The sequence below is a fragment of the Planobacterium oryzisoli genome, assembly GCF_015354315.1.
Taxonomy (GTDB): domain Bacteria; phylum Bacteroidota; class Bacteroidia; order Flavobacteriales; family Weeksellaceae; genus Planobacterium_A; species Planobacterium_A oryzisoli.
In genome coordinates this window covers 75544-97306 of the sequence record NZ_JADKYY010000002.1, presented here as the reverse complement: position 1 = coordinate 97306, position 21763 = coordinate 75544, and the positions used below count along the sequence as shown (strand labels likewise).

Sequence of the window (21763 nt, the reverse complement as noted above, 5' to 3'; positions counted from 1 at the left end):
TAACCGGACATTTTTTTATGGAGCACTTGATATGAATAGATTGTTTGCTGTATTAGTGCTTTTCTGCACGGTAATGGCCACGGCACAAACCCTAGACACAATTTCGACTCTAGAAGAAATACAGCTCAGTGGTTATCAGCGTCCAACTGCCTATCTTGAATCTACCCGGTCGGTGGGTATTATAACCCGGTCGTTTCTTAATCAAAACAGCGCAGACCGCTTGCTTGAGTCCTTTAATCTTCAGCCCGGAGTTCGCATGGAAGAACGCTCTCCGGGTAGTTACCGCATACAGATCCGGGGGAGTTCTATACGCTCTCCGTATGGCGTACGAAACGTCAAAATTTACTTAGACGAATTTACTTTGTCCGATGCCACTGGGAATACGTACATAAATTTAATTGATCCTCATCTTATCAGTAGTGTGGAAATATACAAAGGACCAGAAGCTAGTGATTTTGGTGCTGTTACCGGAGGAACCATTCTTTTGAAAACCAGGAATGAACATTCAAATTCGGCTTCTGTGGGTTACGGAACCCTGGGAAGTTTCCAACAGCATTCGTTCTTTCAATTTCAAAAAGATACAAGACAGACAGGAATTTTTGAATCCACCTATAATAATCCCGGATATAGAGAACATTCTAGCTTAACTAGAAAAAATCTAGTGATTACCCATACTAATCAATACCACGATTCTGCTCAATTGAAAGGACTGCTGTTTTTGTCTGCTTTGGATTACCTGACGCCTGGTGGGCTTACGCAAACGCAAATGGAGCGTAACAGAAGAGCTGCACGACCAGAGTCCCAGGAGCAACAAGCTGGCATCTACAGTAAAAATATCCTTGTAGGGATAGCACATACAACCAATGTGACGGAGCAATGGAAACATTTCTTTATGACCCAGACCTCATTCACAGGGCTTGAAAATCCATTTATAACTAATTACGAAGAGAGAGAAGAACTCAGTTACGCACTTCGCACGTCATTCTCTTATGAGAAAAAAAGTACCACGTGGAATAGAACGTTAAATTTCGGATACGAAACGGCCTCGACACAAACCTCTATTCGGAATTTTACGAACCACCAAGGAATACCTGGACTTCTGCAGGCTAAAGACCAACTAAGTGCACAGTCCGGTTTTTTGTTTCTTTCGCACCAAAGTTCCCTACCGGGAATTCTAAATGTGGATGCAGGATTAAGTTACAATACGGCTTCTTTCGACTGGAAAACACAGTTTCCCACTCAGACCCAAGGATCGGAAACCTTAAAGAATTCTATTCTGCCTTCTTTGGGAATCAGTGCTGCCATAGCACCTTACATTTCCCTTCGAGGAAAGGTAAATAAAGGAAGCTCCACGCCTTCGTCAGAGGAAATACGATCTTCAGACCAACGCATAAATACAGATTTAAACTCAGAGTACGGTTGGAATAAGGAAATAGCAGTACGAGCGGAAAAAGGAAATTCCATAGCAGAGATTTCCTTTTATCATTTTAAACTCAAAGAGGCCATTACGCGAAGTCAAAACAGTAAGGGTGAAGACTATTTTCAAAATGCCGGCGAAGTCACACAGAAAGGTCTAGAGTTTTTACTCTCTGCACCGTTAGTAGGTGCAAATCATCCCTCTTTACCTATGGTACATCTGCTGCTAAGTGGCATGGTGAATCATTTTATATATCAGAATTACATAAAAGACGGAAACGACTATTCCTTATATCATTTACCTGGTACACCAAATTTTACACTACAGGGATTGTTGAGTATAAAGACCAAATCGTCCCTCCGAATAGATTACTCCCACTTCTATACGGATAAAATGTTTCTGGACGATGCCAATAAGGTCATCGCACCTCCCTCTCATTTTGCAAACCTCACATTTGCTCTCTCCAGCGTTCCTTATCTGAAAAATACGGAACTTTTATTTAGAATTTCTAATTTGTATAACTCGGCACTTGTTTTAGGATACGATATAAATGCATTCGGAAAACGCTACTACAATCCTGCCCCAATGCGAGCGGTAGATTTAATACTAAAAGTTAATTTTTAGAATTTCTTTTTTCTCCGAGCGCACTAATAATCTTTGCCGCGTGATCACGTGAGTTTTCTATAAACCACAAGTGGGTGTCCCGACCCCCGCAAACTACGCCAGCTAAATATATACCATGGACATTTGTTTCCATGGTTAGCGGATCATATGAGGGAATTTTTGTCAAAGGATCCAAAGCAATACCTACACTTTCAAGAAACCTAAAATCGGGTACATAACCGGTCATGGCAAATACAAAATCATTGGGAACATCCACCAATGTGCCGGACATCTGCTGCAGAGTAACAAAATCTTGAGAAATACTCTTTACGGATGCATTGAAATATACTTTAATACTACCCTCCTTAACGCGGTTTTCGATATCGGGACGCACCCAGTATTTTACGCTAGGTGAGAATTCATCTCCCCGGACTACCATAGTAACCCGAGCGCCGCTTCGATAGGTTTCCAGAGCAACATCTACCGCCGAATTACTGGCACCTACTACTAATACCTCTTTTCCGGCATAACCATAGGGTTCTCGGTAATAATGGCTAACTTTACTAAGTTCCTCCCCCTCTATATTCATTAAGTTAGGTATATCATAAAAACCGGTAGCAATCACCACATTTCTGGTGACATAGTCAGCCTTTAGAGAACTTACGCGAAAGAATTCCTCCACTTTATCTACCGTTTCTACCTTCTCGTAGGTGTGAATATTAAGTTTTTTTCGTCTTGCGATACCTTGATAATACTCCAGTGCATCCCGCCTTCCTGGCTTAACTGCAGTGGTTATAAAGGGAATGTCACCCAGTTCCAACCTATCCGCAGAGGAGAAGAAAGTCATATAGAGCGGATAATGGTAAATAGAATTGGCGACCGTTCCTTTTTCAAGTACCAAATACTTTAAGCCTCTTTTTTCACTTTCCAGAGCACAGTTGATTCCAATAGGACCACCACCAATTATTAGTACGTCAAACACTTCCATCTTACAAATTTAAAGATATCTCTGTTTTATTGGAGTGAAATTTGAATACCATAGTAAAACTCTATAACATGCTTTATTTCTATACTGTTGCATTTTTAATGTTCTTTACAAGTTGTTCCCAAGACCAGTCCCTAGTACACTCCAAAAGAACTACTGCCAACAGCAGCGAGCAAACGAACAAAAATGATTCTGCAATCCATCCAGGTGTGACAGAGTTATCTACTGTAGAGAGACTAAGTAACACTATCATTACTCTCCTTGAAAAGAAGGAGTATTCTTCACTCTCCAAGTTCATTCACCCTGGAAAAGGGATTCGCTTTTCCATGTATGCACATGTCGACCCTATGAGAGATAAACTATTTCTTCCAGACTCTTATAATCGCTATATAGGAACACCTGTTAAGTTTACATTTGGAGAAAAAGACGGTACAGGGGACCCTTATGTGGTCTCACTTAATGAGTACCTATCCCAGTGGGTTGCTCGGCGCGCTTTCAGTAAAGGGGAGACAATAACGGACTCCATCGCCTCAAGAGGGAATACTCTAAACAACATTAAAGATATTTATCCACAAGCAATTGTGGTGGAAAAACACCTAAAAGGAAGCGAGAAGTACGGAGGCATGGATTGGAACTCATTGTATTTAGTATATGAACAATGGAATGGGCAGTACTATATCGTGGGAATAGCCAACGACCAATGGACCACTTAAGCTTTATAGTTTCTGCTCAAACTGTTTTAAATAATTAATTTCGCTGCGAAGATCGTGAATTTTGGAAAGCAGCCTATCAATCACTTCAAGTCCTGGAACATTGATATCAAGATCGTAACGTAGATGTACGAACCTCTCGAAAGTGGCTAGTTGCTCGGTTAGCAAATACACCTGATCTTCGTTTTTTTCAACTGTTAGCAAATTGCACTCAATAAGTTCCTCGATGAATGCAGGCTCCACTTCATAAACCTCTATAAGACGTGCAATTGTAATCCACTTATCCATTACTGTATTTTTTTCTTAGATTTTCAATGATTTCTTTATCTTCCTCTGCAATATCTCTAGGGACTTTAATGCGAACTGTCAAAAGCAAGTCTCCGATTACTTCCGGTTTTTTATATGCAGGAAGACCTTTTCCTTTTAATCGAAGAATCGTTCCCTCCTGGGTATTAGGCTTAATTTTGACTTTAAGAATATCTCCGAAACGTTCAAAATTAACTTCTCCACCTACCATTGCTGTAAAAGCATCTACTGCAATATCGGCAAGCAGACTAGTATCCATTCTCTTAAAGGTACCATGCTCACCTACTAAGAATGTAATGAAAAGATCCCCCGCAGGCCCACCATTCTGTCCTGGATAACCATAGCCACTTAACTTGATCTTCTGCCCGTGAGAAATGCCCGCAGGTATGGTGATGCGCACCTTTTTTCCCTGTATATCAAACGTTCGCTTATGCGTAGAAAGGATTTCTTCCAAATCCAAACTAACCTCCGCTGCAATATCGTGTCCTTTAAATTTCCCAAATCCCTGTCCTGAGTTTTGTCCCGAAAAGGAAGCACCGCCAAACATGCTCTGGAAAAAATCCGAGAAATCACTCTCCCCACCATACTGATGGTAGGTAAAATCGTCAAAATCTGAAGAGGCTTTTCGTCTGCTTCTCTCTTTTTCAAAAGCTTCCCCTTCCTTCCAATGCTCTCCGTACTGGTCGTATTTCTTACGGTTGTCCGCATTTGCAAGTACCTCATTGGCTTCATTGACTTCTTTGAATTTCTGTTCTGCCAGCTTATCCCCGGGATTTAAGTCTGGATGGTACTTTCGCGCTAGTTTCCGGTATGCTTTTTTGATATCGTCAGCCGATGCGGATTTATCAACTCCTAAAATTTTATAATAATCAATAAATGCCATTACAAGTTTATTTTCTTAGCTATTGTAAAGTTAAGTAACCATTTGAAGCTTCGCTTTATATACCGTTCTCCCGTCTTTACAAAATTAATTTTATTGGAAAAAATCTATATTTGGTTAAATATTAAGTTATGGGTAATATGCTATCCTCCTACAGGGGAATCATTTTTTTAATTGGAGGAATCACCATGGGAAGCATCGTGGGGTTGCTTTTTCCTGATATTGTGAAATACGTAAAACCAGTAGGCGATATCTTTCTTAATCTTCTATTTGTCAGCGTAGTTCCTCTAGTATTCTTTGCAGTAGCAAATTCTATAGCAAGTTTGGAACAGCAATCCAAGTTCACCAAAATCATTTTAGCTACAGGAGTGACTTTTTTATTCTTTATTATGACGGCTGCGCTCTATACCGTGTGTTTAGTCTACTTTTTTCCTTCGGAACCGATTACAGATACTTCTACTCTTGCACCGAGCACTGAAAAGGGAGAAGGTAACTGGGGCGATCGCATTGTAGCTTTTTTCTCTGTAGGAGAATTTACTCAGCTTTTTTCACGCCAAAATATGCTGGCCCTTCTAATTTTTTCATTTTTAACGGGAATGGCCATTCGAAAATCAGGGCAAAAAGGGGAAATTTTCAAGCAATTCGTAAACTCGGGATATGAGGTTATGAAGGAACTACTGCTTGTCGTAATGAAAGGTGCACCTTTAGGCCTTGGAGCTTATTTTGCTTTCCAGGTTGCAACCGTAGGGCCGCAGCTATTTGGAATATATGCCAAACCAATGGCTATATACTACGTAGGTGGAATTATTTATTTTATTGTATTTTTTACAATGTACGCCTACATGGCCTATGGCAGAGAGGGTGTGAAACGTTTCTGGCCAAACAATATTCTTCCTTCCTTGACTGCCGTTTCTACTTGCAGCAGTTTTGCAACCATGCCTGTAAATCTACTAGCAGCAAAAAAAATAGGTGTTCCGGATGCGGTAGCTAACGTGGTAATTCCTATTGGAAGCACTTTACATAAAAACGGATCCTCCATGTCCTCGATTATCAAGATCTACGTCGCATTTTTAATAATTGGAGAGAATTTCTTCGATCCCTCAAATCTAGTGCTCGCATTAGGAATAACCATCTTTGTGAGTATTGTGGCTGGAGGAATCCCCAATGGGGGGTATATTGGAGAAATGCTTATGATCTCTGCCTATCAACTACCTCAGGAGGCAATTCCTGCCGTGCTAATCATTGGCACACTGGTGGACCCTTTAGCTACGGTACTTAATTCTACAGGGGATACTGTTGCCGCTATGCTTGTCTCCAGATTGTCGAAAGAAAAGCTGCGCCAGGAATAAGTACACATTGCTCCCCCTCTAGTAGTGCATTCTATTTCTGATACTCTTCCACGATCCTATTAAGCAGTTCTACTTGCTCTTTCACGGAATCGCTGGAAGGATTACTTCGCAATAATGCCAATTTAGCCGATTGCCCTTCACGAAGAATTTGCAAAAGCACCACTTTTGCTTGTGGATTGCTTTTTAACTCTTTCAGTACCTGTTTCATAACAGAACTAATCTTTTCTGTAGACTCTAGATCATCCGACTCCATGATCCACTGATACCCTTTCTTTGCCCAATCTCCAAGGACAGGATCTTCAAAAGCCAGAAAAGGATAAAAAGCTACAGTTTGCGCAATGGCAGTGCGGTGCTGCTCCACTTTGTCTTTCACAATGAAAGGAAGTAATCTGCTGATTGCCTCATCATTCCATTCTCTCATATCCAAGCCGGCACTTAGATTTTGGAACCTACTAGGATCCAATTCCACAATTGCAGCCAGTGCATTTGCCCGCACCGCATTGGATTTGACCAAGAGACTGCGCTCGTATAACGGAAGGTATTTTCTGTCTTTTGTTTTTGCAAGCGCTGCGAGGGCTTGTCCTCGAACAAGTGTTTTGGAGTCATTTTGTGCCAGGTCTAACACCCTATCCACCCCAGATTTTAAATGCTCGGAGCGTGACAAATCAAGCAGCTTCAGTGCCTGAGTACGCAACCTGAAATTAGAATCTTTTAAAGCTAACAGAAAAACCTTTAATGAATTTAAATTATCTGGGGTTCTTCCTGCTCCTTCCAAAGCTTTGGCTCGGTTATAAAACTCTTTTGCACCTTGGAACTGTTGTAAATAATGCTCGGGCTTCTTATCGTCCTTAATTTGACTCAATAATACTCCGTCGGGGTTGAGCACCACAAAATCCGCCATCTTTTCCAAAGGGATAGCAAATTCATTTTGTTTGCTAGCTTTCACCCAGAAGTGATGCCTTACCGCCTTTCCGTTGAGGTAAAAATCAACCGCCAGAGGAAATTCAAATAAGCCCTGACTTTGTGTTTGCCTTACAACCAGTCGCACTTGCTTTTTAATTGGTTCATAAGAAAGAGTGTGATCAAGTACCGGATGACCTGCGCCATAAAACCATTGATTAAAAAACCAATTCAAATCCTTGCCGGATATTTTTTCAAAGGCAAGACGTACCTGATGTACTTCCCCTGTAGCATATTCATTAGCCCGCAGATATTCATGGAGACCCGCAAAAAAAGCATCATCACCCAAGAACTTTCTAAGCATATGAAGCACCCCTCCACCTTTGTTGTAGGAAACAGCGTCAAACATGTCTTCGCGGGAATGGTACTTGAAACGGACAAGATCTTTAGTCCAGAGAGAAGGATCTCGAAAATAGACTTCCAAAGCTTTATTGAGCCCATAATCAGCAAGGTCCTGGCCGTATTTATGTTCATTCCAAAGATATTCGGAATAATTAGCAAACGATTCGTTCACTGATAAATTGCTCCAACTTTCAGTGGTTACAATATTACCAAACCAGTGGTGAAATACTTCATGAGCTATGACATCCTCCCATATGTTTTCATCTGCGAGTGCGGCGGCGCTTTGCTGGGACATATCCGAATGTAAAACTGCAGTAGTATTCTCCATCGCTCCGCTTACATAGTCACGTGCCGTCATCTGTGCATACTTGTTCCATGGATAATCGTAGTTCAGGCGCTTAGAGAAAAACTCAAGCATTTCAGGAGTATTCCCGAATATACCTTTAGCCTGCGACTCGTATTTTTTCTCCACGTAGTAATCGACCGGGATATTCCTCCATTTATCCTTTACCACCGCATACTCTCCTATTCCCATAAAAAAAAGGTATGGGGCATGCTTCTTATCTAGCACCCAGTGATCTGTCCGTAAATCAGTTCCGGTAGGTAAAGAGGACTTAAGCACTCCATTGGATAATGTGAGAAATCGATTAGGAACTGTTATATAAATTTCCTGTGTTGTCTTAATGTTGGGCTTGTCAATGGTAGGAAACCAAACGGATGAGGCCTCTGTTTCACCCTGAGTCCAGATTTGCGTGGGTTTGTCCTTTCTGATCCCACTTGCGTTAATAAAATAAAGCCCCTTGGCTTCGCTAATTGCGGCGCTCCCCTTCTGTAGGATTTGATTGGGGCGTGCCGTATATTTTACATAAACTGTGTACTTTTCGTTCTTGCTATAGCTTTTATCCAGGTTAATCTTTAAGATATCATCCTTATAGGTGAAATTTAAGGGTTTTAAATTACTGTTACGATCCAAGCTAACCTGGTGGATAAGCATGGCTTTAGCGTTTAGTACCAAACTATCAGAAGGATAAAAATACGGGGATGCGGATATCCATGCCTCACCTTGCAGTTCTTCTTTCTCTAAATCAATAGCGACCTTAAGTTTGGTGTGTTCCAGCTCTGTAGTTTTGGTGTGCGATGGATGGTATTTCCCTATTGCAGAGGATTCTAAAGCTTGCGCACTTACGAAATACCAAGGCCCAAACATCAGACACCATACAAAAAGAAAGAAACGGTTCATAATTGACTTAAACGTTAATGTTAATATAGCTCCTACCAATCAAACCAGATGGCCACACAAAGGAGCAGTAGGTAAAAATTATTTCATTGGTTTTACAGACCATAATAAGATCAAATAGCAACTGGTGCCTTTATCCCTGGATAAGGATTATAATTTTCGAGCGTAAAATCACTGTACTTAAATGAGAAAATATCTTTTATCTCGGGGTTTAACACCATCCGGGGTAAATCTCGCGGAGTTCGAGACAACTGTAGCTTTACCTGTTCAAAGTGGTTATTATAAATATGGACATCACCGAAAGTATGAATATATTCTCCAACCTGTAGTCCGCAAACCTGTGCTACCATCATGCATAACAAAGCATAACTGGCTATATTGAAGGGTACTCCTAAAAATACATCAGCACTACGCTGGTAGAGCTGGAGTGATAGTTTTCCATCTGCCACATAAAATTGAAACAGTGCATGGCAAGGTGCTAAGGCCATTTTGGGGATATCCGCTGGATTCCACGCCGATACGATAAGGCGTCGTGAATCAGGATTGTTCTTGATTTGTTCAATAACCATCGCTATCTGATCGATCACACCGCCTCCATGGTCCGGCCAACTACGCCACTGCGCGCCATAGACTGGTCCCAGATCACCATTTTCGTCCGCCCATTCGTCCCAGATACTCACGCCATTTTCCTTAAGATAGGCCGTGTTGGTATCTCCCCTTAAAAACCAGAGCAGCTCATAAATTATAGATTTTAAATGCGTTTTTTTGGTGGTTACAAGCGGGAATCCTTCCTGTAAATCGTAACGAAGTTGGTACCCAAACACACTGCGCGTTCCGGTTCCGGTGCGGTCCTGTTTGTCGGATCCTTCTTCTAAAATATGCTGTAATAGATTCAGATAACTTTGCATGCTTCTGGTTTTAATATATTTCAAGTACGGTATAAGTCTTATCGCGCAGACTGAAGCTTTCTCCACAGTGCTTACCCATCAATGCGCCCGAAAGTGGCGAATCCATGGATATGCATGTGATCTCCTGACCCTCTAGTTTTATAGTTACTCCAGAAGTTGAAAGATAAAAATAGCCCATTTCTGTTCTAACCACCGCACCCCTTTCAATTCTCGAGGCTTTGCCCTTAGGCAAGCCTTTTACTTCATGTATTTGATCTAGCAAGACCTTTTCTCTAAGAAGAAGTTGATTGATTTGTTGTCCAAGCATTTCTGCGCCAGTTTCGTATTTATCTCCCATGGCACTTTTTGTCTCTACATTGGAAGATCTTGTCTGAGCAATTAAAGCACGTAATTGCTCTAGTTTATCCTCAAGGATAGCATACAATTCTTGGCTTAGGCCCTCTTTATTCATTTATACTTAGCCAAAATCTATTTGTGAAAAACCCGGTACCCGGAAACTTCCAAATTAAATCCTTTATCTTGAGAAAAATCCCTACTGGCCTGACTAAAAGCATCCTTGAAAACACCTTTTAGCGCAGGGTCTGTAATCTTTACGGCGACCGGTAATTTCGAGAAGTTTAATACGGTAAGAACCTGCGAGGATCCGTTACGGCGTAAGTATGCCAGTACACGATCGTCGGCATTTGTTTCAAGGACCGTCGTAGAGGCATTCGGATCACCACCGCGCAGCGCAGAATTTTCCGATTTTAAAGTAAGTAGCCTACGGTAAAATTCCTGCATTTTATAGTCCCCATTCCAAGGAATTGGATCTTTTTCAAAAAACTCCAGTCTTTTATTTACCAGTGGTAGCTCCTGACCGTTATACAAGAGCGGAATTCCATCCCAGGTTATAGAAAGTACTGCAAGAGGTAATGCAAATTCCCCATACTTTTCGTATTCCGTGCCGTTCCACGTATTTTCGTCATGGTTACTGGTAAACCATGCGCGCATGGACCCGTTTCCAATCTCAGAATATCGGCTCAATAAACTGCGTAGCTCGGACAAGGGTAAATCCTTTTCTTTGAATTCTTTGGTTTTATGCATCCAAGTCCATATGTAACTGGCATCAAAGACTTTTCCGTATTCGGGGTTCTCCAACTCATCAAATTCACCCAGCCAAAACAAAGGCCTTATTTTCTCTACCTCCGGTCTTGCTTGTTGCCAAAAGTCCACCTCTACCCATGCAGCGAGATCACATCTAAAACCATCAATATTAGTTTCCTTGACCCAAAATTTCATGGCCTCTATCATGGCCTCACGCATCTTTGGATTGCTGTAATCGAGCTCAATGATATCTTCCATGCCAGAGGCAACCTGGAAATCATTGGTTTTTGGATCCATAAGATAAAAGTCCGGATTGGTCTTGGTCCATGTGTGATCCCATCCCGTATGATTTGCTACCCAGTCTATGATGACCTTAAAACCCATGCTGTGGGCTTTATCCACAAGATTTTTAAAATCCTCCATCGTTCCAAATTCAGGATTGATGGATGTGTAGTCCTGAGCAGCATACTGGCTTCCCAAAGTTCCTTTTTTGTTCTTTTGGGCTATTGGAGTGATCGGCATAAACCATAGTGTTTTCACTCCCATATTTTTCAAACGCGGCAAATGCTTCTCAAAAGCTTTGAAAGTACCCTCCGGCGTATACTGACGTATATTCACCTCATAAATATTTGTCGTGTGCTTCCACTCCGACGGATCTTCAAACTGCATCGCTTTTTTGCTCGGACTACAAGCCATTACACCTAAGATTGCAATGGCTACTAAAAATATTTTTTTCATATACGATCTATTTCCCTAAGGTTTAATTTAGTGCTAAAAATAGTAAAAAAAACGGGGATAAGGGGTACGCAAGAAGGTGAAATATAAGCAGAATAAGGGAGAGCACTCGCTAAAAAAATTGCCTCTAAAAAGCCTTAAACTTTTTAGAGGCAATTCTTCTTACCGCAGTTGTTTACCTATAGCATTTAATCCTCCTCTTCGTACGAATCGTCAATAAAATCCTGGTTGTCGTCGTCTTCGTACTCGTCGTCTTGCTGTGAAAATCCGTCTTCAGAAAACTCATCACCAAAATCAAATTCTTCATCAAGCAAAGGCATCACGGACTTCTTGCTGACTGCGCTTTTACTTGGAGCTTTTAAAGGCACGCTTCCAAATCGAAAAACAGTTATCGGATAGTTTACGGCCGGTTTCTCATCTATGATTTCCACGAGTTCACAATAGAACTCCCACAAATCCAGTAAACCGTACTGAAACTGAGCCTTATCTCCACTATCACTAAAAGCCTCATTGATATAAATGTCCGACATTATCTCTCCATCCCCTTCATCACTCATATCTTCCAATGGTATACTTTTTACCACGGTTCCATCCTGTTCCAAAAGGTTAAATGCCGAAAGTTCATCACCCTGCAGGCTGAAGGCACTCTTTATACCTAAATGCAGATTCCATAGAGTCTGCTTTTCTTTGATTTCTATATCACGGAAGATATCTTCCTTTGTGTCTAAAATAACCCTGATTTTATAGACCATTCTATCAGACAATTAAGTAGTTAGTATATTTGACTGTTGGGTACAAATATATAACAAATGGAAAATGCCTAAAAAAATTTTAAAGTTTTTATTTTGAAAAGATTTCCCTACATTTTGCCCAGTTTTATGGGGCTTTTTCTAGAAAAAAACTGAATTTAGTACCTTCTAAATATTCACTTTCTACAGTGATATTCTCGTTATGGGCCTCCATAATATGCTTTACTATTGCAAGTCCTAATCCGCTTCCACCTTCCCTGCGGTTTCTGCTGCTTTCCACCCTGTAGAAGCGTTCAAAAATACGGGGAAGCACTTCGGGCTTTATACCCATTCCGTTATCGCTCACCTCTACCATTACTTTACTTTTTAGTATGGTGCTACGCACAGTTATCTGCGCATTTATGCGGTTTGCATAATGTATCGCATTGGATACGAGATTGATTAGTACCTGAGAAATACGCTGTTTGTCCGCATAGACAAAAATTTGAGAATTGGTACTTTCAAAATGAAGATTTGCATCACGTTCCTGAGCTTCCAAATCCAATAAGTCTATGACTTCCCTCATAAGTTCATTGATATCGAATCGGGAAACACTAAGTTTTATCTCGCCGGCCTCAAATCGGTTGATCATGTCCAAATCGTTAACAATATTTATGAGACGCTCCACAGATATACCAATGCGCTCAAGGTACTTGTCACGTATGGCTAAATTCTCCACCGCTCCATCCCTTAAAGTCTCAATGTAGCCTTGAATAGAAAACAGAGGAGTTTTAAGTTCGTGCGAAATATTTCCTATATACTCCTTTCGATACGCTTCCATTTCCTTGATCATATCAATCTCCGTGGCACTGCGATTGAGTTTTTCTGAAAGTTCCTTGAAGCCTACATTCTGTGAGTCCTCAAAAAAATCCTTTGGAAGTTCTCCCGCCATTTTCTTTATTTGCCTTCGTGCATAGAAGAACAGCAGATAACTTATTCCAAAGTAACTAATGAGAAAAATAAGAAGGGTACTTACTACAAGTAGGAGAATATTATCCGGGAAGGAAGGGGTGCGTTCTTTAAAATAATCAAACAGAACTAGCACTGCAGAAAAGGCAAGAGAAAGCAAAAATGCGGACAGCAGGGAAAGCCGATTAATCTTCATGCGTTACACCATAAGCTTATATCCAATTCCCTTAAGTGTCTGAATACTTTGGTCCCCCAATTTTTCTCTCAACCGTCGAATATGGACATCAATAGTTCTCTCACCTACAATTACATCGTTTCCCCAAACTTTTTCTAATATTTCTTCCCGCTTAAATACCTTTTGCGTATTGGAAGCTAATAAGGAAAGTAAGTCGAACTCTTTCTTTGGTAGAAGGAAGAGCTTCCCTTCTTTGGTAACACGAAAATTGTCACGGTCAATTACCATATCCCCGACTTGCAGCACCTTTGAAGCCTCGTCGGGTTTGGTAGTGAGTTGCAACAGAGCATTAATCTTAGAAATTAATACTTTGGGCTTTATCACCTTTACTACATAATCATTACCTCCAGCTTGGTAGCCTGCGAGCTGCGAAAACTCCTCACCCCGTGCGGAGAGAAATACGATTAACGTATTTTGCAGTTCCTTAATCTTTCGTAAATCTTGGCAAGTTTCTATTCCGTCCTTCTCGGGCATCATCACATCAAGAAGTATAAGGTCGGGATGTACTTTCGTTGCAAGTTCAATTCCTTCCGTTCCGTTATCACATGTGAATACTTCATACCCTTCTTTTGTCAAATTATACGACAAAATCTCAAGGATATCATGTTCATCATCGATCAAGAGAATCTTCTTAGCGCTCATTAATAAGGATTTAAGCAATCAAATTTAGCCAATTTCACCGAGTTCAACTACACGGATACTATAATTTACATAAAATTAATAAAGACCCATAATATTTAAAAATTATGTAAAGAATACTTAATGCTTATTAAACGAATCCTGACGGGCCAAGATTCTTTCTTTGCAACGAATTATAATAAGTATAGTAAACAGATGAATTTAACTAAACTAAGTATTGCTGCTGTATTTCTCACAGCCTTTACACCGATTGCAGCGCAACAAACGGATAGCCTAAAAACCGAGAAACGAATCGAGGGTGTTGTTATTCAGGGAACAACGAATAAAGGCGCTGAAGCAAACCTTATAAATACGCAAAGAAGGTCCCTTGAGGTTATCGAACGGGTGGGATCCGCACAGCTTGAAAAGCAGGGCGTAGGAGATGTTTCCACTGCAGTCACCAAAGCCACTGGAGCTCAAAAACAGGAGGGCAGTGGACAAGTTTTCATCCGTGGACTGGGCGACCGAAGCAATTCCACACAGATCAATGGCCTTGCAATTCCCTCCAACGACCCCATGTACAAAAACCTTGACCTATCCCTTTTAAAAACCGATATGATTGATTATGTCAGTTTGGAGAAAGTCTACCACCCAAAAATGTGGGGGGACATGTCAGGCGCCAACATTAATATTGTTACAAAAGTATATACAGGTAAACCGTATTTTAAAATCAACTTAGGTTCCAGTATTTCACTAAATGCGGTCAATACCGGCACCTTTTTCCTTCAAGACGGACTGAACTATTTTGGATTTGACACTCCTTCAAAACCAAAAAACGCAGCCCTTGTCAACAGTGGTTTTGCCTTTACCACTTCAGCCAACAATCAACAGATTCTTAATCCTATTAACTCTTCACTGTCAGTGGATTTTGGACGCAACTGGAACATAGGGCAAGGAAGGTTAAGTATATTTGGATATGGGTCATTCGAAAATCAATACCAATATCTGGAAGGTACTACTGGAGGATCCTACGATGCCCACGGCTCGATCCTACGGATCTACGATACAGCGGAAGAATTCGGGTACGACACCAATACCACTGCGCTAGTAAATCTAAACTATCGTCTTAACCCGCGTCATACCGTAAATTTCTCAACCAATTTCATCCATACAACCGACCAGAAACTTGGCCTCTATGAAGGATTTGATCGGAATTACCTTGACGACCCTCAGCGCGAACTAGGTTATACTACGTTACGTAGAGCCTCCACAAAGGTTAACGATCTATTAGTTAACCAACTACGGGGTGATCACACGCTGTCGGAGTCTCTAAAACTTTCCTGGAACCTAGGTGTAAACCTGCTGGAATCGCAAAGACCTGATAGGCAGCAAAATGCCTCCGTCTTTGATAAAGCTACAGGTACCAGCTATTTTGCAAGTAGTAATCCAGGCGCAAACCACCGTTATTTTGACCGTTTAAAAGAGAAAGATTATGTGGGCAGTGTACAACTTGAGTATGAAGCTACAGAAAAACTAAAATTGCAGGCGGGTCTGGAAAGCAGATTTAAAGATAGTGACTTTAGAGCAACGCAGTACAATTTCAGAGTAACCAGTCCACAAGGCAATTACTATCTTGATCCCAACTCCTACGATTCCTTTTTTAACCTGGACAATTACCAGACGGGTTCCTACTTTGATATTGTCACATTCCGAGGAGATATTAGATACAACCCAGAAAACGCGCTGATTCCACAGTTTTATCAGGCAGAGATGTTTAATAATGCTGCATTTGCAAATCTGAATATTACATTAAACCAGAAACTTAGTGCCCAAGTAGGCGTGCGTTATGATAATTTACAACAAGAGATACGCTACAATACTGCAATCTTCTCCAATGGGGGAGAAATTAAAAAAGACTACTCTAAGATTCTGCCTGCCTTGAATGTCAAATATGCACTCGATTCGAAACACAACCTAAGATTCTCCGCTTCCAAAACTTATACGACACCTCTACTACTTGAAATAGCGCCGTACGAGTATGAAGAAATCGACGAGCTTAGCTATGGAAATATCGACCTATATCCCTCCGACAACTACAATGTAGATTTAAAATGGGAATGGTTCCCAAGACGCAATGAGTTGGTTTCACTTACTGCTTTTGGAAAACTTATTCAGAACCCGATCGCCCGAATCACTGCCTCGTCCTCTGCAAATACTACTTCATTTGCCAATGTAGGCGACCAGGGGCAGGTATTCGGAGCAGAATTTGAAGCCCGTAAGGACCTGCTAAACTTAGGACAGTCCCGGCTCTATACTTTCTTGAACCTATCGTACATCCACACTTCACAGGAATTGGATAAAGAAAAGGTCATCCGTGAGAACTCGACAGTTACTGCAGATTTTATACGTGCTGAAGATAAAATGACTGGCGCCTCCGATTTGCTTGCTAATGTCAATCTCGGATGGGAAAGAAAGCTAGATACTGGAGCACAGCTTGATTTAGTTGCCTCCTACTCCTATATATCTGATAATGTATATGCTCTGGGGTATGAGATGAGAGGAAATATTGTTGATAAGGCAATCCACACCTTGGATGCCGTTGCTAAATACAAAACACAATCGGGTATAGGAATCTCACTGTCTGCAAAGAACTTACTGAACCCCACTTTTCATAGAGTACAAGATAATACGAATGCAGAGCTGACGGTACGAAAGTATCAGCTTGGTGCGCAACTAGGAGCGGGAGTTTCCTACGAATTTTAACAACTAAATCATTAATAAAAAAGTTATGAGAAAAAATCAAATGAGACTTTGGAGCCTGGCAACAGTATTAACTGCAGTTTTCGCTGTGCAGTCGTGCAGTAGTGACGACGAGGATCCGATACCAGCCCCAACCCCAGTGGGAATTGCCACAAATCCTGCAGACTTTAAAGGAGAGGTGCGTGCGGGAGAAACCGTTACCCTTGATGCCACAAAAGTATATACTCTAACCGGAGCTGTAGCTGTTAAGGACGGTGGAAAACTTATCATACCTGCAGGAACCCGTATTAATGCTACAGGAGGAACCTCCGCATACATTACTGTGGAGCAAGGCGGGCAGATTTTCGCAAACGGTACTGCTACCAATCCTGTAGTTTTCAGTTCCGCTAACGCAACTCCAGGAGCATGGGGAGGTCTAGTTCTTTGTGGCCGTGCACCTATCAACAAAAGTATACCAGCCACAGCTGAGGTTGGAGGAGCGCAGTATGGAGGAACTAATCCGGCGGATAATTCAGGATCCCTAACCTATGTTCGAATTGAAAATGCAGGAGCAATTTTCACAGCAGACAAAGAGTTTAATGGTCTTTCCTTATTTGGAGTAGGTAACGCAACAAAGATTGACAACGTATCTATGATAAACGGTTCAGACGACGGTATAGAATTTTTCGGAGGTACTGTAAATGTATCCAATATTATCTCTGTGGGCAATGAAGATGACGCCTTTGACTGGACTGAAGGTTGGAATGGAACCGCTACTAACGTCTATACAAAAAGAAGAGCAAACGGTATTGGAAACAGAGGGATAGAAGCCGACAACAATTCCAACAACAACGACGCCAATCCTCGTTCCAATCCTACTATCAAGAACGCCACATTCATCGGAGCCAACACCGGTGGGGAAACCGACGGAATAAAATTGAGAGTTGGAACCCATGGCACGCTGGATAATATTGTCCTTTCGGGCTGGGCAACAGGATTTAATTTTGAGCATGACGCTACTGTGACCTACTTTAATGGAGGCAATAAAATCACCAATGTCAAGTTTGACAATATTACAAAAGAAGCATCTGCAAAAGCATCCGATGGATCCTCAGTTACTGTAAAAGCAAATACTTACACAGTAAATGCTACAGCTAATGGTGCAGGAAATGGAACCGCCACTCCATCTTGGGCTGCCGGCTGGGCTGGAATCTAACACCATACTATTATAATTCATATGGTAGAGCCGCTTCTGCACTTGTGCAGGGCGGCTCTGATTTTTTGTTATAGGTGCGATTTATTCTTCGTACTGTTCCAGATAATAGCTAAAAGTAAATTCCTCCAATGAATCTTCTAACTCCTCCAAAGTGTTTATCAAATCTTCAAAAACTTCCAGTTGCTCCACTGAGAGATTCACAAACTCCACATGCAGAGGCAAGGAGGCAAACCCAGATATAAAATCACTAAGTGCATCCAGATTATTTCCAAAAAACTCCGGAAGGTCAAGACGCTTTGCCAGCTCTTCATAAAACTCTTCCATATCTCCAAGGGAAGAAAAATCGATAAATACTTCTTTCATTTTATAGGCTTTAGTTTCTCAAAGGACTTATAGTGGTCCTTAGTGATATAGACATCTCCACGCTTTGAATACACCAGTCTGGAGGCATTTCGCCTGCCACAATGGTAATCAATGTCTGCTTCATAATAATTGATTCCTGTGGGTAAGAGGCGTTCCCGGTTAAAGAACCGGTCGCCGCCAATTGCACGACCCGGTAGCACCTCGCATAGATTTTCTTTGGAAGGATCCCACCCCTGGCTTCTAGCTTGTTCCTTAGTTAAATAATAGGGTGGTAATACGCCGTGCGTAACAATATAACTGGCCACTCGATGCTGGTCTGTTAATTCATCTATTTCCACAGCTCTGGCGGAATATGTTTGAGAAGACGTCTCTTCTGTGTTGACTCTCCCACCAGTCTGAATTAGTGTCAGAATTAGAAAAGTTAGCATGGCTCCAATAAAAAACCACAGGGCACTTCTTCTTTTTCGGTTCATGTAAATATTTTTACCTCCAGTTTTCAGGAATATCACACACAGGAATAGGATTAATCTTATGTTGAGCCAGAGAATTCATCCGCTTAAAAATATCAAACACCTCCAGCATCCGCCCGCTGTACTCAGAACGTTCTTTTTTCCCCCATTCTTTCTGAATGGCCTCCAATTCCTCATAGCTTGCTCCTATCTGCTGTTCGTCCGTTCGCTCCTGATCCCATAGCCCATCGGTAGGTATCGCGTTTTGAACTGACTCAACCAGATTAAGCTCTTTTGCGAGCAAATATACCTCAGTCTTATACAGATCCGCTATAGGTGAAACATCTACCCCTCCATCGCCGTACTTTGTAAAAAAACCGATTCCAAAATCTTCCACTTTGTTACCAGTTCCACATACAAGTAATTTATTAACCTGCGCGTAATGGTATAGCGTTAACATTCTTAGGCGCGATCTGGAATTTGCAAAGGCAAGTTCCAAGGGACCTGAGCCCTCTTTTCCAAAGGTATGTTCTAAAATCTCAAAGGAAGGGGTTAAATCCACCTCCCGTGCCTGCACATTGGGAAAACGGGACTGTAAGTCGTCGATATGCTCTTTGGCTCTACTGACTTGGTCTTTTTTCTGACGGATCGGAAGTTCCAACAGAAGTATTTTTAATCCTGTCATAGCGCACAGAGTGGATACTACAGCAGAATCGACTCCACCAGAAATTCCTACGACATAGCCTTCCACTTTGGCTTGCTGCGCATACTTTTTTAACCAGTCTACAATATGTTTTATAATTTTCTGACTTTCCATGATCGCTAAGTTTTAATATGAGTGAGAAAACTCGAAATAGTTAATTTTACGTATTTTTGCTACCAAAACACCCGTAAAAATAACAAAATTTATAGGGATTGAACTGCAGAAACTATTTTTACTGCACTACAGTGGTAAAAATCAGGTGCTGAAAACCAATATTGAAATTCACTAATGAAAAAGACGCGCATAACAATCGATGTAGAATTAGACGAAAACCATGTTCCTGAGGCAATTACTTGGAATGCCCAAGACGGAGGAGTGGAAAATCAGCCTACCAAAGCAACTATGATTTCCGTTTGGGACGACAGCAATTTTGAGGCACTTAGAATTGACCTATGGACCAAGGATATGCCTGTAGATCAGATGAAAATGTTCATTCATCAAAATCTCATTTCACTTGCCCATACTTATAGCCGAGCCTCCGGTGAAGAGGACATAGCAGAATGGATGGAACTAATGGCCGAAGAGTTCGCGCAGAAATCCGCAATAAAAATGTAATACAAATGAAATTCAATACTAAAGTTATTCACGGAGGTCAACAGCACGAGCCCCATACGGGCTCAGTGAATGTGCCGGTTTTTCTAACCTCCACTTTCGCACAGAAAACACCGGGAAAACTACAAAATGGGTACGAATATTCGCGTGGAGCCAATCCTACCCGACAGGCCCTGGAAGATTCATTAGCTAGTATTGAGAATGGAGCAAGAGGACTTGCTTTTGGTTCAGGCCTGGCCGCAGTAGATGCCGTACTAAAATTACTTTCTCCTGGTGACGAAGTGATAGCTGTGGACGACTTGTACGGGGGAACATACCGTCTCTTTACTAGACTTTTCTCCAAATACCAGATTAACTTCAAATTCGTATCGTTCGAAAACGTAGATGCCTTGGTCCAGGAAGTAAGCGAAAACACCAAGCTTGTATGGATTGAAACTCCGACCAACCCATTAATGAAACTGGTGGATATAGAAGCTGTGGCCGCAGTTTGTCGCCCCAAGGGGATTCTTCTAGCAGTAGACAACACCTTTGCCACTCCTTTCATCCAACGTCCTTTAGAATTAGGAGCTGACATAGTAATGCATTCTGCAACCAAATATTTGGGTGGACATTCAGATGTGATTGCCGGTGCGCTCGTGGCCCGAACTGAGGAACTAGGGGAAGCACTGCATTTCATTCAATTTGCAAGTGGAGCCATTTTAGGTCCTCACGATTCCTACTTAGTGCTAAGAGGTATTAAAACCTTATCCCTTAGAATGCAGCGGCATAGCGAAAACGCACTTGTTCTCGCACAATTTCTGGAGCAGCACCCGAAAGTCGGAAAAGTGTATTATCCGGGGCTTACATCCCATCCGCAACACGATCTTGCTACTAGACAAATGGAAGCAATGGGCGGAATGATTTCCTTCACTTTTTCCAGTGGAGAAAAAGCGGACTCCATTGCATTTCTTGAAAAGCTAAAAGTTTTTACTCTTGCAGAAAGTCTGGGAGGAGTGGAATCTTTGGCCAATCATCCTGCGTTAATGACGCATGCTTCTATTCCAGTGGAAAAAAGACAAGAACTAGGTATTTCGGACGATTTGGTTCGTCTCAGCGTGGGAATTGAAGATCTCCAAGATCTGAAAAACGATTTAGAGCAGGCCTTAGGAAAATAGCTATTCTATGGGAAAAGTGCGTACTACAGAACTGGATGATTTGCCCCAGCTGACGCGGTTATTTGGAGACTACCGTACGTTTTATGGAAAAAAAGAAGATTCTGAGAAAACAATTGCTTTTTTAAAGCAACGTATAGAACATAAGGACTCAAAGATATTTGTGGGGTACGAAACGGAGACACTATGGGGTTTCACGCAATTGTACCCTCTTTTCTCTTCTACACGACTCTCAAAATACCTCCTCCTCAACGACCTCTATGTTGCTAAAGACTATAGAGGCCGAGGATATTCCAAGCTGCTCCTGGAGAAGGCACAACAATATTGTAGGGACGAAGGCGCCTGTGGGATACTACTAGAAACAGATCGCTCTAATGAAATAGCTAACAGACTCTATCCTGCAATGGGATTTGAACTATATAACCATGCTAATTTTTACGAATGGACACCCCAATAGAACAACTC

At 41.6% G+C, this 21763-nt stretch carries 21 protein-coding genes; 8 read left to right on the top strand and 13 right to left on the bottom strand.

Going from position 1 to position 21763, the window contains the following annotated elements:
• The first annotated feature begins 31 nt into the window (after window positions 1-31).
• A complete protein-coding gene (locus tag IC612_RS02055; protein WP_194738514.1) occupies window positions 32-2041 on the top strand; it encodes a TonB-dependent receptor in 2010 nt (669 codons plus the stop codon).
• On the opposite strand, the gene IC612_RS02050 is transcribed toward IC612_RS02055, so the two are convergent.
• Window positions 2031-3008, bottom strand: a complete 978-nt coding sequence (locus IC612_RS02050; RefSeq protein WP_194738513.1) for a YpdA family putative bacillithiol disulfide reductase — start codon at window positions 3006-3008, stop codon at window positions 2031-2033. The two genes, IC612_RS02055 and IC612_RS02050, sit on opposite strands and share 11 nt — an antisense overlap.
• A gap of 68 nt (window positions 3009-3076) precedes the next feature.
• Between IC612_RS02050 and IC612_RS02045 the strand changes: the two genes are divergently transcribed.
• On the top strand, window positions 3077-3718 hold the full coding sequence (locus IC612_RS02045) for a hypothetical protein (RefSeq protein ID WP_194738512.1): 642 nt from the start codon (window positions 3077-3079) through the stop codon (window positions 3716-3718).
• 3 nt (window positions 3719-3721) lie between these two features.
• On the opposite strand, the gene IC612_RS02040 is transcribed toward IC612_RS02045, so the two are convergent.
• Together IC612_RS02040 and IC612_RS02035 are read right to left on the bottom strand one after the other, a co-directional pair.
• A complete protein-coding gene (locus IC612_RS02040; protein ID WP_194738511.1) occupies window positions 3722-4003 on the bottom strand; it encodes a chaperone modulator CbpM in 282 nt (93 codons plus the stop codon).
• Window positions 3996-4904 carry a DnaJ C-terminal domain-containing protein gene (locus IC612_RS02035; RefSeq protein ID WP_194738510.1) on the bottom strand — a complete coding sequence of 303 codons (909 nt, stop codon included), beginning with the start codon at window positions 4902-4904 and terminating at the stop codon, window positions 3996-3998. The genes IC612_RS02040 and IC612_RS02035 overlap by 8 nt, the downstream gene beginning before the upstream one ends.
• Window positions 4905-5032: 128 nt before the next feature.
• On the opposite strand from IC612_RS02035, the gene IC612_RS02030 reads away from it, so the two are divergent.
• A complete protein-coding gene (locus IC612_RS02030; RefSeq protein WP_194738509.1) occupies window positions 5033-6250 on the top strand; it encodes a dicarboxylate/amino acid:cation symporter in 1218 nt (405 codons plus the stop codon).
• 31 nt (window positions 6251-6281) lie between these two features.
• On the opposite strand, the gene IC612_RS02025 is transcribed toward IC612_RS02030, so the two are convergent.
• The 7 genes from IC612_RS02025 to IC612_RS01995 form a co-directional block, all read right to left on the bottom strand.
• Entirely contained in the window at window positions 6282-8792 is a 2511-nt protein-coding gene (locus IC612_RS02025; protein WP_228512828.1) for a M1 family metallopeptidase, read from the bottom strand.
• Between the two features lie 110 nt (window positions 8793-8902).
• Complete coding sequence (locus IC612_RS02020; RefSeq protein ID WP_194738508.1) at window positions 8903-9697, bottom strand: thymidylate synthase; 795 nt, start codon at window positions 9695-9697, stop codon at window positions 8903-8905.
• Window positions 9698-9707: 10 nt separating this feature from the next.
• On the bottom strand, window positions 9708-10148 hold the full coding sequence (locus tag IC612_RS02015) for a GreA/GreB family elongation factor (protein WP_194738507.1): 441 nt from the start codon (window positions 10146-10148) through the stop codon (window positions 9708-9710).
• Between the two features lie 17 nt (window positions 10149-10165).
• Complete coding sequence (locus tag IC612_RS02010) at window positions 10166-11518, bottom strand: alpha-amylase family glycosyl hydrolase (protein WP_194738506.1); 1353 nt, start codon at window positions 11516-11518, stop codon at window positions 10166-10168.
• 185 nt (window positions 11519-11703) lie between these two features.
• Entirely contained in the window at window positions 11704-12267 is a 564-nt protein-coding gene (locus IC612_RS02005) for an IS1096 element passenger TnpR family protein (protein WP_194738505.1), read from the bottom strand.
• A 124-nt stretch (window positions 12268-12391) separates the two neighbouring features.
• On the bottom strand, window positions 12392-13408 hold the full coding sequence (locus IC612_RS02000; RefSeq protein ID WP_194738504.1) for a sensor histidine kinase: 1017 nt from the start codon (window positions 13406-13408) through the stop codon (window positions 12392-12394).
• A gap of 3 nt (window positions 13409-13411) precedes the next feature.
• Window positions 13412-14089, bottom strand: a complete 678-nt coding sequence (locus tag IC612_RS01995) for a response regulator transcription factor (protein WP_194738503.1) — start codon at window positions 14087-14089, stop codon at window positions 13412-13414.
• Between the two features lie 120 nt (window positions 14090-14209).
• On the opposite strand from IC612_RS01995, the gene IC612_RS01990 reads away from it, so the two are divergent.
• Window positions 14210-16828, top strand: coding sequence for a TonB-dependent receptor domain-containing protein (locus IC612_RS01990; protein ID WP_194738502.1), 2619 nt, complete (start codon window positions 14210-14212; stop codon window positions 16826-16828).
• Between the two features lie 25 nt (window positions 16829-16853).
• The gene (locus IC612_RS01985) at window positions 16854-18020 is read left to right on the top strand and encodes a hypothetical protein (RefSeq protein ID WP_194738501.1); all 1167 of its coding nucleotides are present in this window, start codon (window positions 16854-16856) and stop codon (window positions 18018-18020) included.
• Between the two features lie 81 nt (window positions 18021-18101).
• Here IC612_RS01985 and IC612_RS01980 read toward each other — a convergent pair whose 3' ends face one another.
• From IC612_RS01980 to nadE, 3 genes are read right to left on the bottom strand one after another with little or no spacing between them, the layout of a single operon-like run.
• Window positions 18102-18383: a barstar family protein gene (locus IC612_RS01980; RefSeq protein ID WP_194738500.1), complete on the bottom strand. Its 282-nt coding sequence runs from the start codon at window positions 18381-18383 to the stop codon at window positions 18102-18104.
• Window positions 18380-18856 carry a ribonuclease domain-containing protein gene (locus IC612_RS01975; protein WP_194738499.1) on the bottom strand — a complete coding sequence of 159 codons (477 nt, stop codon included), beginning with the start codon at window positions 18854-18856 and terminating at the stop codon, window positions 18380-18382. Before IC612_RS01975 ends, IC612_RS01980 begins: the two co-directional genes overlap by 4 nt.
• Before the next feature lie 10 nt (window positions 18857-18866).
• Complete coding sequence (gene nadE, locus IC612_RS01970; RefSeq protein ID WP_194738498.1) at window positions 18867-19649, bottom strand: NAD(+) synthase; 783 nt, start codon at window positions 19647-19649, stop codon at window positions 18867-18869.
• A 174-nt stretch (window positions 19650-19823) separates the two neighbouring features.
• Here nadE and gldC point away from each other — a divergent pair, with 174 nt between their 5' ends.
• The 3 genes from gldC to IC612_RS01955 are packed head-to-tail and all read left to right on the top strand — an operon-like array spanning window position 19824 to window position 21755.
• On the top strand, window positions 19824-20150 hold the full coding sequence (gene gldC / locus IC612_RS01965; RefSeq protein ID WP_194738497.1) for a gliding motility protein GldC: 327 nt from the start codon (window positions 19824-19826) through the stop codon (window positions 20148-20150).
• 5 nt (window positions 20151-20155) lie between these two features.
• Window positions 20156-21301, top strand: a complete 1146-nt coding sequence (locus IC612_RS01960; protein WP_228512827.1) for a cystathionine gamma-synthase — start codon at window positions 20156-20158, stop codon at window positions 21299-21301.
• 7 nt (window positions 21302-21308) lie between these two features.
• The gene (locus IC612_RS01955) at window positions 21309-21755 is read left to right on the top strand and encodes a GNAT family N-acetyltransferase (RefSeq protein WP_194738495.1); all 447 of its coding nucleotides are present in this window, start codon (window positions 21309-21311) and stop codon (window positions 21753-21755) included.
• The last annotated feature ends 8 nt before the right edge of the window (window positions 21756-21763 follow it).

Coding starts and splice junctions, on each gene's coding strand:
- IC612_RS01995 (WP_194738503.1), bottom strand. CDS start 14,089: ATGAGCGCTAAGAAGATTCTCTTGATCGATGATGAACATGATATCCTT.
- IC612_RS02055 (WP_194738514.1), top strand. CDS start 32: ATGAATAGATTGTTTGCTGTATTAGTGCTTTTCTGCACGGTAATGGCC.
- IC612_RS02040 (WP_194738511.1), bottom strand. CDS start 4,003: ATGGATAAGTGGATTACAATTGCACGTCTTATAGAGGTTTATGAAGTG.
- IC612_RS01980 (WP_194738500.1), bottom strand. CDS start 18,383: ATGAAAGAAGTATTTATCGATTTTTCTTCCCTTGGAGATATGGAAGAG.
- IC612_RS02010 (WP_194738506.1), bottom strand. CDS start 11,518: ATGAAAAAAATATTTTTAGTAGCCATTGCAATCTTAGGTGTAATGGCT.
- IC612_RS01990 (WP_194738502.1), top strand. CDS start 14,210: ATGCTTATTAAACGAATCCTGACGGGCCAAGATTCTTTCTTTGCAACG.
- IC612_RS02000 (WP_194738504.1), bottom strand. CDS start 13,408: ATGAAGATTAATCGGCTTTCCCTGCTGTCCGCATTTTTGCTTTCTCTT.
- IC612_RS02045 (WP_194738512.1), top strand. CDS start 3,077: ATGCTTTATTTCTATACTGTTGCATTTTTAATGTTCTTTACAAGTTGT.
- IC612_RS02020 (WP_194738508.1), bottom strand. CDS start 9,697: ATGCAAAGTTATCTGAATCTATTACAGCATATTTTAGAAGAAGGATCC.
- IC612_RS01985 (WP_194738501.1), top strand. CDS start 16,854: ATGAGAAAAAATCAAATGAGACTTTGGAGCCTGGCAACAGTATTAACT.
- IC612_RS01955 (WP_194738495.1), top strand. CDS start 21,309: ATGGGAAAAGTGCGTACTACAGAACTGGATGATTTGCCCCAGCTGACG.
- gldC (WP_194738497.1), top strand. CDS start 19,824: ATGAAAAAGACGCGCATAACAATCGATGTAGAATTAGACGAAAACCAT.
- IC612_RS01960 (WP_228512827.1), top strand. CDS start 20,156: ATGAAATTCAATACTAAAGTTATTCACGGAGGTCAACAGCACGAGCCC.
- IC612_RS02030 (WP_194738509.1), top strand. CDS start 5,033: ATGGGTAATATGCTATCCTCCTACAGGGGAATCATTTTTTTAATTGGA.
- nadE (WP_194738498.1), bottom strand. CDS start 19,649: ATGGAAAGTCAGAAAATTATAAAACATATTGTAGACTGGTTAAAAAAG.
- IC612_RS02025 (WP_228512828.1), bottom strand. CDS start 8,792: ATGAACCGTTTCTTTCTTTTTGTATGGTGTCTGATGTTTGGGCCTTGG.
- IC612_RS01975 (WP_194738499.1), bottom strand. CDS start 18,856: ATGAACCGAAAAAGAAGAAGTGCCCTGTGGTTTTTTATTGGAGCCATG.
- IC612_RS02015 (WP_194738507.1), bottom strand. CDS start 10,148: ATGAATAAAGAGGGCCTAAGCCAAGAATTGTATGCTATCCTTGAGGAT.
- IC612_RS02050 (WP_194738513.1), bottom strand. CDS start 3,008: ATGGAAGTGTTTGACGTACTAATAATTGGTGGTGGTCCTATTGGAATC.
- IC612_RS02035 (WP_194738510.1), bottom strand. CDS start 4,904: ATGGCATTTATTGATTATTATAAAATTTTAGGAGTTGATAAATCCGCA.
- IC612_RS02005 (WP_194738505.1), bottom strand. CDS start 12,267: ATGGTCTATAAAATCAGGGTTATTTTAGACACAAAGGAAGATATCTTC.